This is a genomic window from Roseateles sp. (assembly GCF_036486225.1).
In the GTDB taxonomy this organism is placed as follows: Bacteria; Pseudomonadota; Gammaproteobacteria; order Burkholderiales; family Burkholderiaceae_C; genus Roseateles.
Map to the genome: position 1 here is coordinate 1 of NZ_DASVNZ010000217.1, position 11,008 is coordinate 11,008.

Annotated in this window: 12 protein-coding genes; 11 read left to right on the forward strand and 1 reads right to left on the reverse strand. The window is 68.0% G+C overall.

The genetic code is table 11. The features are described 5' to 3' along the window. On the reverse strand, nt 1–1,095 hold a 1,095-nt coding region (gene lplT, locus VF536_RS15005), incomplete at its 3' end, for a lysophospholipid transporter LplT (protein ID WP_331615670.1). 123 nt (nt 1,096–1,218) lie between these two features. Between lplT and VF536_RS15010 the strand changes: the two genes are divergently transcribed. From VF536_RS15010 to VF536_RS15060, 11 genes are all read left to right on the forward strand, one after another. Continuing rightward, on the forward strand, nt 1,219–3,285 hold the full coding sequence (locus tag VF536_RS15010; RefSeq protein ID WP_331615671.1) for a ribonuclease catalytic domain-containing protein: 2,067 nt from the start codon (nt 1,219–1,221) through the stop codon (nt 3,283–3,285). Between the two features lie 17 nt (nt 3,286–3,302). Then, the gene (locus tag VF536_RS15015) at nt 3,303–4,163 is read left to right on the forward strand and encodes a TonB family protein (protein ID WP_331615672.1); all 861 of its coding nucleotides are present in this window, start codon (nt 3,303–3,305) and stop codon (nt 4,161–4,163) included. Between the two features lie 47 nt (nt 4,164–4,210). After that, nucleotides 4,211–5,122, forward strand: coding sequence for a shikimate dehydrogenase (gene aroE, locus VF536_RS15020; RefSeq protein WP_331615674.1), 912 nt, complete (start codon nt 4,211–4,213; stop codon nt 5,120–5,122). A gap of 11 nt (nt 5,123–5,133) precedes the next feature. Then, the gene (gene mtgA / locus VF536_RS15025; RefSeq protein WP_331615675.1) at nt 5,134–5,880 is read left to right on the forward strand and encodes a monofunctional biosynthetic peptidoglycan transglycosylase; all 747 of its coding nucleotides are present in this window, start codon (nt 5,134–5,136) and stop codon (nt 5,878–5,880) included. A 65-nt stretch (nt 5,881–5,945) separates the two neighbouring features. Beyond that, nucleotides 5,946–6,542: a hypothetical protein gene (locus VF536_RS15030; protein ID WP_331615676.1), complete on the forward strand. Its 597-nt coding sequence runs from the start codon at nt 5,946–5,948 to the stop codon at nt 6,540–6,542. Further along, nucleotides 6,543–7,109: a TlpA disulfide reductase family protein gene (locus VF536_RS15035; protein WP_331615677.1), complete on the forward strand. Its 567-nt coding sequence runs from the start codon at nt 6,543–6,545 to the stop codon at nt 7,107–7,109. It abuts the gene before it with no gap. Between the two features lie 167 nt (nt 7,110–7,276). Beyond that, the gene (gene aroQ / locus VF536_RS15040) at nt 7,277–7,729 is read left to right on the forward strand and encodes a type II 3-dehydroquinate dehydratase (protein WP_331615678.1); all 453 of its coding nucleotides are present in this window, start codon (nt 7,277–7,279) and stop codon (nt 7,727–7,729) included. Between the two features lie 85 nt (nt 7,730–7,814). Further along, nucleotides 7,815–8,282, forward strand: coding sequence for an acetyl-CoA carboxylase biotin carboxyl carrier protein (accB, locus tag VF536_RS15045; protein ID WP_331615679.1), 468 nt, complete (start codon nt 7,815–7,817; stop codon nt 8,280–8,282). Between the two features lie 11 nt (nt 8,283–8,293). After that, nucleotides 8,294–9,643, forward strand: a complete 1,350-nt coding sequence (gene accC / locus VF536_RS15050) for an acetyl-CoA carboxylase biotin carboxylase subunit (RefSeq protein WP_331615680.1) — start codon at nt 8,294–8,296, stop codon at nt 9,641–9,643. A gap of 144 nt (nt 9,644–9,787) precedes the next feature. Continuing rightward, a complete protein-coding gene (prmA, locus tag VF536_RS15055) occupies nt 9,788–10,684 on the forward strand; it encodes a 50S ribosomal protein L11 methyltransferase (protein WP_331615681.1) in 897 nt (298 codons plus the stop codon). Between the two features lie 147 nt (nt 10,685–10,831). Beyond that, a partial coding sequence (locus VF536_RS15060; RefSeq protein ID WP_331615682.1) for a zinc-ribbon domain-containing protein occupies nt 10,832–11,008 on the forward strand: 177 nt, incomplete at its 3' end.

Genomic DNA, 11,008 nt, shown 5'->3' on the forward strand with positions numbered 1-11,008 from the left:
CGCGTAGGCGCCCAGCATCAGCAGGATGCTCAGGTTCTCGATGAAGCCCTGGACGGCGATCGATCGGCCCGCGCTCAGGATCTGAACGCCGCGATGCTGCAGCAGCGCATTCATCGGCACCACCATCGCGCCGCCGACGGCCCCGACCATCACCATCGCGGGCAGTGCCCAACCCAGGGACGTCACCCACGGCGTCGCGAGCATCAACGCGCCGAGCATCAGGCCGAGCGGCATCACACGCAGCGAGTGATGCAGCGCGATCCATCGTCCTGCAAGACCTGCCCCCGCCACGACGCCGATCGCGACCGTCGCCTGCAGGTAGGCGCCCTGGTTGAGTCTGAGGCCGAGCACGTCCTGCGCCCATTGCAGGACCGCGAGCTGCAAGGTCGCGCCGGCGCCCCAGAACAGCGTCGTCATCGACAGGGACAGGCGACCGCCGAGCCGGTCACGCCACAGCGCCTGATTCGAGATCCGGAAATCGCGCAGGATCTCGCGCATCCGGCGCGGCGGTGTCGGATAGACGATGCCGCTCTCCGGCACCCGGAGCTGCAGGGCCGCGGCCAGCGCGTAGACCCCCAGCAGCGCGCACAGCGACGCGGTCAGCGGCCGGGCGACGCCCAGTTCACCGATCGCCGCCATCCACCAGGGGCTGACCAGCAGCCCGCCCACCATCGTGCCCAGCAGCACGGAGCACACGACCGAGACCTCGATCCAGCCGTTCGCTGCCACCAGTCGGGTCGGCGGCACGATCTCCGTGATCAATCCGTACTTCGCCGGCGCATAGCAGGCCGCGGCGATCCCGACGATGCCGAAGGAGAGCAAGGGATCCAGTCCCGCCGCCATCGCGCCGACCCCGACCGCCTTCAAGCCGTTCATGCAGGTCATCAGCGCGACCTTGGGCCACGCGTCCGCGATCAGCCCGACCACCGGCGCCAGTCCCACATAAGCCAGCGTGAAGCACAGCTTCAGCAGCGGCGCCCACCAGACCGGCTGGCCCATCTCCCGGAGCAGCGCGATGCCGACGATCAGGAGCGCGTTGTCGGCCAATGCGGAAAAGAACTGGGCGGCGATGAGGGTGTGGAAACGTGGGGGCATGGGCGCGGGGGGTGCGCCGCGAGTCTGCGTCGGTGGCGTGACCGCGTGTTGACAACGAATTGACACGCGCCCCACGCGCACCCACCCGGCACCCCCTCCACGATCAGCGACAATCCGCCCCCTATGTTCGCCCTGTTCGAAGACGCCGGAAAATTCCTCGCCGGCCGCATCCTGTCCGAAGCCGATTCCTCGATGCAGATCGAGCTCGAATCCGGAAAGCGCGTCAAAGTGAAAGCCGCCCATGTCCTGCTCAAGTTCGACAAGCCCTCGCCGGCCGAACTGATCGCGGACGGGCAGCGCCTGGCCGAGGAGATCGACCTCGACCTGGCCTGGGAATTCGCGCCGGAAGGCGAGTTCGGTTTCGCCGATCTGGCCGCCGACTACTTCGACGCCAAGTCCACGCTCGCCCAGCAGGCGGGCGCGCTGTTCCGGCTGTTCGACGCGCCGCACTACTTCCGCCGGATGGGCAAGGGCGTCTTCAAGAAGGCGCCGGCCGAGACCGTCAAGGCCGCGCTGCTGGGCATCGAGCGCAAGAAGCAGATCGCCGCGCAGATCGAGCAGTGGGCGGTCGAACTGGCCGAGGGCCAGTGCCCGGCGCCGATCGCCGACCAGATCTACAAGATCCTGTTCCGCCCGGACAAGAACGGCCCGGAGTACAAGGCCGTCGTCGAGGCCGCCAAGCGCAGCCACAAGGCGCCGCTGGACCTGCTCAAGGACGCCGGCGCGATCGCCAGCCCGTACCAGTTCCACTGGAAGCGCTTCCTCTTCGAACATTTCCCGAAGGGCACGAACTTCCCCGCGCTGTCCGCGCCTGAGATCAAGGATGCCCTGCCGCTCGCCCCGGTCCGAGCCTTCTCGATCGACGATTCGGCCACGACCGAGATCGACGACGCGCTGTCCGTCCAGGGCCTGGGCACCGGCACGGTGATCTTCGGCGTTCACATCGCCGCGCCAGGTCTTGCCATCCAGCCGGACTCGCCGGTGGACAAGGTCGCGCGCGAACGCTTCTCCACCGTCTACATGCCGGGCTGGAAGCTGACGATGCTGCCGGACGACGTCGTCCAGGCCTACACGCTGATCGAAGGCCGCGACTGCCCCGCCGTCAGCATCTATCTGACGATGGACGAGGCGACGCTGGAGATCACCGCGCGTGAGACGAAGCTCGACCGCGTGCCCATCGCCGCGAACCTGCGTCACGACAAGCTCGACGACGTCATCACCGACGCGACGCTGACCGGCGACGCGCCGGCCGACTACGACTTCGCGCCGGAGCTGGCCTTCGCCTACCGGCTGGCCAAGGACCTCAAGGCCAAGCGCGAGATCGTTCGCGGCAAGCCCGAGACCTTCAACCGGCCGGACTACAACTTCCGCCTCGACAACGACGGGACCGAACCCGCCGGCGCCGAGCAGGTCAGCATCTCGACGCGCAAGCGCGGCACCGCGCTGGACCTGATCGTGGCCGAGGCGATGATCCTGGCCAACTCCAGCTGGGGCGGTTTCCTGGCCGAGTGCGGCGTGCCCGGCATCTACCGCAGCCAGGCCAGCCTCGCCCCCGGCATCAAGGTCCGCATGGGCACCAAGCCCGCGCCGCACGCAGGCATGGGCGTCGCGCAGTACACCTGGGCGACCTCGCCGCTGCGCCGCTACGTCGACCTGGTGAACCAGTGGCAGATCATCGCCTGCGCCCGCCATGGCAAGACCGCCGCGCTGGCCGCGCCGTTCAAGCCGAAGGACGCGGCGCTGTTCTCGGTCATCTCGGGCTTCGACGCCGCGTACAGCGCGTACAACGGATTCCAGTCAGGCATCGAGCGCTACTGGACGCTGCGGTATCTGCAGCAGCAGGGCATCACCGAACTGACCGCGTCCGTCCTGAAGGACGGACTGGTCCGCGCGGACGACCTGCCACTGGTGTTCCGCGCGCTCGGATGCGAGAACCTGCCGCGCAACGCCCATGTGAAGGTGCGCATCACCGGCCTCGATGAACTGACGCTGGACCTGCACGCCAACCTGATCGAGCGCCTCGACGCCGAAGCCGCACCGGTGACGGTCGACGAAGGCGCCGACGAGGACGAAGAACCCAGCGGCGTCCTGACGCTGGCGATCGACGTCAACGACGACGGCAGCGACGCTCCCAAGAGCGGCGAAGGCGCGGGGGCCACGTCGTCAGCCCCCGCCCCCGCCGCTTCCTGATCCCTTCCTACTTCAAGATGCCCAAGCTCAGCCTTTTGCACTACGCGCTGATCGCCTCGGCCGGGGTGCACCTGGGCCTGGGGACATTGAAGCTCGTCGCGCCGGAACAGTTCGACCGGATCTTCCAGGACGAACCGCTCGAGGTGATCCTCGTCAACGCGCGCGGACAGGAAGCGCCCACCAAGGCGCAGGCCCTCGCACAGGCCAACCTGGCCGGCGGCGGGGAACTGTCCGCCAACGTGCGGGCGACGTCGCCCCTCGCGCCGTCGCCGCTGGAGGAGACCGGCGACAGCATCGAGCTCCAGAAGAGTCAGATCCAGCAGTTGCAGCAGGCGCAGGAACAGCTGCTGACCGTGCTGCGGCGGCAGTTGGCCATGCTGCCGCCGCCGGATCCCGCGCGGGAGAAGAGCACCGCCGAAGGCCGCCAGATCGCCGAGCACCGCCGGCAGCTGGTGCAGACCCTGGCGGAGATCGAGAAGCGCGTGAACACGGAGAATGCGCGGCCGAAGAAGCGCTACGTCAGTCCCGCGACGCGCGAGACCGTGCATGCGCTCTATTACGACCAGTTGCGTCGCCGGATCGAGGCGCGCGGCACGCGCGACTTCCCGAGCTACCAGGGCCGCAAGCTCTACGGCGAGCTCACGATGAACATCCAGGTCGACTACCGCGGCCGTGTCGTCGACACGGAGATCGTGCAGGGCTCGGGCAACGCGGTGCTGGACCGTCGCGCGGTGGCCATCGTGCGGGCGAGCGGGCCGTTCGGCCAGTTCACGTCGGAGATGCGTCGCGGCGCGGAAGTCCTGGTGATGACCTTCCGCTTCCGGTTCAACCGCGACGAAAGCGTGGAAACGACGCTCAGCACCGCCCAGCCGTCCTGAACGTCACCACGCCGCCACGCCGGTCGTCCTGTTCCCAGGGAAATGTCATGAGCGCTGATCCGTCCGCATCGACCACCAACGAAGGCGCCGGCCTCGACCGCTATGTGGTCGCCGGCAATCCGGTGGCGCACAGCCGCTCGCCCGAGATCCACGCGACCTTCGCCGCGCAGACCGGCCAGTCGCTGGTCTATGAACGACTGCTCTGCCCGCTCGACGGCTTCGAGGCGGCGATCCGCGCGTTCGTCGGCGCCGGAGGCCGCGGCTGCAACGTGACGGTCCCGTTCAAGTTCGAGGCCTTCCGCCTGGCGGTCCGCAAGACACCGCGCGCGCAGTTGGCCGGCGCGGTCAACACTTTCCGCTTCGACGATGCCGCGTCCGGCGGCTGGCTCGGCGACAACACCGACGGGGCCGGTCTGCTCGCCGACATCGAGCGCAATGCCGCGCGCCCGCTGCGCGGCCAGCGCGTGCTGCTGATCGGTGCCGGCGGCGCTTCGGCAGGCGTGCTCGGCAGCCTGATCACCGGCCGGCCGGCGGAGATCCGCATCGTCAACCGAAGCGCCGACAAGGCGCTCGCGCTCGCCGACAGCCATCGCGTCTGGGCGGCGGAACACGGCGTGCGCCTGAGCGCCGGCGGCCTCGACGCCCCGGCGCCCGACGGCCGCCACGAGGTGGTGATCAACGGCACCAGCGCCTCGCTCAGCGGTGCCGGGCTGCCGCTGCCCGATCCCGAGGCCCCGGTGCTCGCCCCCGGCGGCCTGGCCGTCGACATGATGTACGGCCCGTCCACAGCGCCTTTCCTGGACTGGGCCGCCGGTCAGGCCGGCTCCGGCGGTGCGCAGCGCGACGGCCTGGGCATGCTGGTCGAGCAGGCGGCCGAAGCCTTCCTCCTCTGGCGCGGCGTGCGCCCCGACAGCGCGACGGTGCTCGCGGACCTCCGCCAGCGACTGGCGCCTCACTGAGGCCACGAGGCATGAAACAGTTCTGGCGCTTCGCCGGGATGCTGCTGGTCAGCGTCCTCTGCCTGCAGCTCTTCTTCGCGGCGCGCATCGCGCTGATGGCGGTCGTGTCGCCGCAGTCGACGACCTTCCAGCGCTCCGAGGCCATGCGGCTGCTGCGCGAGAAGCATCAGATCCTCTGGTCCCAGCAGTGGGTCGACGACGCGCTGATCAGCCGCAACCTCAAGCGCGCGGTGATCGCCAGCGAGGACGCCGGCTTCAACGAACACGGCGGCGTCGACTGGGACGCGCTCGAGAAGGCCTGGGACAAGAACCAGCGCGCGCAGGAACAGGCCGACAAGCGAGCCGCCCGGCTCGCCAAGACCAACCCGAACAAGCCGCCACCGGTCCCGAAGGTGATCGGCGGATCGACGATCTCGCAGCAGCTCGCCAAGAATCTCTTCCTCAATTCCGAGCGCAACCTCGCGCGCAAGGGCCAGGAACTGGTGCTGACGCTGATGCTGGAAGCGCTGCTCAGCAAGCAGCGCATCCTCGAGATCTACCTGAACAACGTCGAGTGGGGCGAAGGCGTGTTCGGCGCCCAGGCGGCGGCGCGTCACTATTACCGTGTCGACGCGTCCCGGCTAGGTCCCAACCAGGCGGCGCGGCTCGCCGTGATGCTGCCGGCACCGAAGCGGTTCGAGAAACGCCCAGGTTCGCCCTATGTGGTTGGCCGTGCTGGCACCATCGAGGCCCGGATGGGCGGCGTCGAGGTACCCTGAGTTCCTCGCACCCGACTTTCACGCGCCCGCCGGACCCGGGCCCGGAGTGGGAGGGGGACCCCGCCATGACATCCGAACTGACTCAAGAGATTGCCGCCACCGCCGCCCGGCTGGTGGTGGAAGAAGGCCTGGAATACGGCCCCGCGAAGTCCCGTGCGCTGAAGGTGCTGGGGCTGCCGCCCCGCACCGCGCTGCCGAATAATGACGAGCTCGAGGACCAGGTCCGCGAGTACCTGGACATCTTCTGCGCCGAGACCCAGCCCGCCGAACTGCAGGCGCTGCGGGAGCTGGCCGCCGTCTGGATGGAGCGCCTGGCGGAGTTCCGGCCGCATCTGACCGGCGCTGTCTGGCGCGGCACCGCGACGCGGCTGTCGCCCATCCACCTGCAGCTGTATTGCGATGACAGCAAATCGACGGAGATCGCACTGCTGAACCAGGGCATAGATTTCGACGTCAGCCAATCGAGAAACCCGAAGGGCGAGACCGTGGATCAGTTGATCCTCGACGCCCCCTGCCGCGCGCTGAACGAACGCGTCGCCATCGCCCTGACCATCCTGGACCATGACGACCTGCGCGGCGGGCTCAAGCCGGATGCCCGGGGGCGGACCGAACGCGGCGACCTCGCCGCGCTGCGCCAACTGATGAATTCGAAGGACGATTGAATGCAACGACGTGCTGTTCTGGGTTTGGGCGCCGCCGGTCTGGTGGCCGCCGGCGCGGGGACCTACCTGGCCCTGCATCATGAAAAGCAGGCCGCACAAGGCGGAGCCGGGAATGGCTCGCCGGCAGGACCGCTGTCCGCGGAGGCCGCGGCGTTCTGGAACGCCAGCTTCGACACCCTCGACCAGCAGACCTACCAGCCGGCCGCCCACTTGCGCGGCAAGCCCTTGCTGCTGAATTTCTGGGCGACCTGGTGCGCGCCCTGCGTCAAGGAACTGCCCGAGATCAACCAGTTCCATGACGAGTTCAGCGCGCAGGGCTGGCAGGTACTCGGACTGGCGGTCGACGCCCCGACGCCGGTGCGCGGATTCCTGGAGAGGATCCCGCTGAAGTTCCCGGTCGCGCTCGCCGGACTCACCGGGACCGACCTGTCCAAGACCTTGGGCAATGCCAAGGGCGGGCTGCCGTTTACCGTCGCCTTTGGTCCTCAAGGCGAACCGATCTGGCGCAAACTGGGCGCGACGAATCTTGAGGAACTGCGCGCGATGGCGCGCGGCAGCAAAGCCTGATTGCGGGTCAACCCCTAGAAGCAGCGGTCTGCGGCCATAGCGGTCGTCCCCAGGCCGGTCAAGCGGATTATTTTTGGGCTGCTGCCGGGATCTGGTCTCAAAACGCGTAAAGTCCACCCTTTTACGCTTCTAGTGTCTTCGCTCTAATTGGCGGGACCGGTCGCTGAATGCAAGTCCTGGTACTACACGGCCCCAACCTCAATCTGCTCGGCACCCGCGAGCCCGGGGTGTATGGCGCGACCACTTTGGCGGAGATCGATACAGATCTTCGCCAGATCGCGCAGGAAGCCGGCGTAGCTCTGGAGAGCTATCAGAGCAACCACGAAGGTGCGCTGGTGGACCGCATTCAGGCGGCGGGTCGCGATGGAACGCGCTTCATCCTGATCAATCCGGCGGCCTACACCCACACCAGCGTCGCGATCCGCGATGCGCTGGCGGCGGTGGCGCTACCCTTTGTCGAGGTGCACCTGTCCAATATCCACAAGCGCGAGCCGTTCCGCCATCACAGCTACGTGTCGGCGCTCGCGGAAGGCGTGATCTGCGGCCTGGGTCCAACCGGTTATCGGCTGGCACTGCAGTTCGCGATCCAACAATTGAGCCGGTCAGCCTCGTCCACCTGAGTGCCGCGGTCCACCGACTTTCGTCGCGGACCGGAAGACATCACCGAAGATCACCCCGATCACCGATCCCCGTTGGAGAGTTCTTATGGATTTGCGCAAGCTCAAGACCCTGATCGACCTCGTGTCCGAGTCGAACATTTCTGAACTTGAAATCACCGAAGCCGATGGCAAGGTGCGCATCGTCAAGTCCGATGGGCAGCCCCTCGTGGCCGCCATGCCCATGATGCAGGCCGCGCCGCAGGTGGCCGCCCAGCCGGTCGCCGCGCAGCCTGCCGCCGCGCCGGCACCCGTCGCCGCGCCGGCCCCGGCCGTCGAGACCGGCCACATCGTCAAGTCGCCGATGGTCGGCACCTTCTACCGCGCGTCCAGCCCGAACGCCAAGGCGTTCGCCGAGGTCGGCCAGCAGGTCAAGGAAGGCGACGCCATCTGCATCATCGAGGCGATGAAGATCATGAACGAGATCGAAGCCGACAAGTCCGGCACGATCGTCAAGATCCTGGTCGAGAACGGCCAGCCGGTGGAATACGGCCAGTCCCTGATCGTCATCGAGTAAGGCGGTCCGAGATGTTCAAGAAGATCCTCATCGCGAATCGCGGCGAGATCGCTCTTCGTATCCAGCGCGCGTGTCGCGAGCTGGGCGTGAAGTCGGTCGTCGTGTATTCGGAGGCGGACCGCGACGCGAAGTACGTGAAGCTGGCCGACGAGGCCGTCTGCATCGGACCCGCACCGTCCGCGCAGAGCTACCTGTCGATGCCGGCCATCATCGCGACGGCCGAAGTCACCGACGCCGAGGCGATCCACCCCGGCTATGGCTTCCTGTCGGAGAACGCCGACTTCGCCGAACGCGTCGAGCGCAGCGGCTTCACCTTCATCGGCCCGACCCCGGAGAACATCCGGACCATGGGCGACAAGGTCTCGGCCAAGCAGTCGATGATCAAGGCCGGCGTGCCCTGCGTGCCCGGTTCTGAAGGCGCCCTGCCGGACGACCCGAAGGAGATCGTCCGCATCGCCCGCGCGATCGGCTATCCGGTGATCATCAAGGCCGCCGGCGGCGGCGGCGGTCGCGGCATGCGCGTCGTCCACACCGAGGCCGCCCTGGTCAACGCGGTGCAGATGACCAAGGCCGAGGCCGGTGCCGCCTTCGGCAATCCGCAGGTCTACATGGAGAAGTTCCTGGAGCATCCGCGTCACGTGGAGATCCAGGTGCTGGCCGACGGGCAGAAGAACGCCGTCTGGCTGGGCGAACGCGACTGCTCGATGCAGCGCCGCCACCAGAAGATCATCGAGGAAGCGCCGGCGCCGGGCATCCCGCGCCGCCTGATCGAGCGCGTCGGCGACCGCTGCGCCGCCGCCTGCAAGAAGATGGGCTACCGCGGCGCGGGCACCTTCGAGTTCCTGTACGAGGACGGCGAGTTCTACTTCATCGAGATGAACACCCGCGTGCAGGTGGAGCATCCGGTGACGGAGCTGGTGACCGGCATCGACATCGTGCAGATGCAGATCCGCATCGCCGCCGGCGAGAAGCTGCCCTTCACGCAGCGCAACATCACGATGCGCGGCCACTCGATCGAATGCCGCATCAACGCGGAAGATCCGGTCAAGTTCATCCCGTCGCCGGGCCGCATCACGATGTGGCACCCGCCGGGCGGCCCCGGCGTGCGCGTGGACTCGCATGCGTACACCAACTACTTCGTGCCGCCGAACTACGACTCGATGATCGGCAAGATCATCGTCCACGGCGACACCCGCGAGCAGGCCCTGGCCCGCATGCGGATCGCGCTGTCGGAAACCGTCATCGAAGGCATCCAGACCAACATCCCGCTGCACCGCGAGTTGATGGCCGATGCGAAGTTCATTGAAGGCGGCACCGACATCCACTATCTCGAACAGTGGATGGCTGCGCACAAGCGTTGATCTCGCGCTAAGCGACAATACCGAGGCCCTCAGGCGTGGACGCGAGTCCGCCTTGAGGGCTTCTCCATTTCAGAAGTCCACCGAAGTCCCGGAGCCGCCATGAGCGAACACCCAGTGAGCGACGCTCACGCCAACGATCCCCTGCTGCACGAGCTCGTGCTCATCTGCCGCGAAGAGGACGTCGAGACCGTCAGCGACGCGCTGATGGAAGTGGAGTCGCTGGCCGTGTCGGTCGAGGACGCCGATGCCGACACGCCCGCCGAGCGCGCGCTGTTCGGCGAACCCGGCATGCCGGCGCCGCGCGCGGGCTGGGATCGTTCGGTGGTGAAGGCGCTGTTCGCGACGGAAGCCGAGGCGACCGAAGCGGCCACCCTGCTGCTGGCGCAGGATTGGGCCGAAGACGTGCACGTCCAGACAATCCAGACCATCGCGCAGCAGGACTGGGTCCGGCTGACGCAGTCGCAGTTCGCGCCGGTCGAGATCACGCCGGCGTTCTGGATCGTGCCGTCCTGGCACGAGGCGCCCGCGCAGGCGAAGCAGATCATGCGACTCGACCCGGGCCTGGCCTTCGGCACCGGCACGCATCCGACGACGCGCATGTGCCTGCGCTGGATCGCCCGCCACGGCGACGAGGCGGCCGGCTGGGACCGCGTGCTCGACTACGGCTGCGGCTCGGGCATCCTCGCGATCGCCACCGGCCTGTTCGGCGCGAAGTCCATCGACGCCGTCGACATCGACCCGGCCGCGCTGATCGCCTCGACGCAGAACGCCAAGGACAACGGCGTGACGCTGAATGCCGCGCTGCCGGACGCCGCCCGCGGCGAGTACCCGGTCGTGCTGGCCAACATCCTGGCCACGCCGCTGAAACTGCTGGCGCCGCTGCTGTGCAACCACCTGCGCCCCGGCGCGCACCTGGTGCTGGCCGGCATCCTCGAGCGCCAGGCCGACGAGCTGAAGGCCGCCTACGCGCCGCACGTGCAGCTCGACGTCGCGGACAGCGAGGACGGCTGGATCCTCATGACCGCGCGACGCGCGGCCTGATGGTCGCACCGCGCCCCCTTCCCTCCGAGACCGACCGCCAGCCCCGATGAACAGCCAGTTCTCCGCCTTCGTCCACCCGGTGACCGAGTGTCAACCTGGGGGTGTTCGCGGCAAGGACTGACCCTGCTTCGTGGCATCATCGCGACCATGAATCTCGCGACCCGCTGCACGACCTGCGGCACCATCTTCCGGGTGGTGCAGGACCAGCTGCGCGTCTCCGAAGGCTGGGTCCGCTGCGGCCGCTGCGCCGAGGTCTTCGACGCACGCGAGCAGCTGTTCGACCTCGAGCGCGACAGCCCGCCGCCCTGGCCGCCGCTGAGCGCA

What these genes read in the sequence shown, in the direction of transcription:
- mtgA (WP_331615675.1), top strand. Translation starts at nt 5,134, where the DNA reads ATGAAACAGTTCTGGCGCTTCGCCGGGATGCTGCTGGTCAGCGTCCTC.
- accB (WP_331615679.1), top strand. Translation starts at nt 7,815, where the DNA reads ATGGATTTGCGCAAGCTCAAGACCCTGATCGACCTCGTGTCCGAGTCG.
- aroE (WP_331615674.1), top strand. Translation starts at nt 4,211, where the DNA reads ATGAGCGCTGATCCGTCCGCATCGACCACCAACGAAGGCGCCGGCCTC.
- VF536_RS15015 (WP_331615672.1), top strand. Translation starts at nt 3,303, where the DNA reads ATGCCCAAGCTCAGCCTTTTGCACTACGCGCTGATCGCCTCGGCCGGG.
- aroQ (WP_331615678.1), top strand. Translation starts at nt 7,277, where the DNA reads ATGCAAGTCCTGGTACTACACGGCCCCAACCTCAATCTGCTCGGCACC.
- VF536_RS15010 (WP_331615671.1), top strand. Translation starts at nt 1,219, where the DNA reads ATGTTCGCCCTGTTCGAAGACGCCGGAAAATTCCTCGCCGGCCGCATC.
- accC (WP_331615680.1), top strand. Translation starts at nt 8,294, where the DNA reads ATGTTCAAGAAGATCCTCATCGCGAATCGCGGCGAGATCGCTCTTCGT.
- VF536_RS15030 (WP_331615676.1), top strand. Translation starts at nt 5,946, where the DNA reads ATGACATCCGAACTGACTCAAGAGATTGCCGCCACCGCCGCCCGGCTG.
- VF536_RS15035 (WP_331615677.1), top strand. Translation starts at nt 6,543, where the DNA reads ATGCAACGACGTGCTGTTCTGGGTTTGGGCGCCGCCGGTCTGGTGGCC.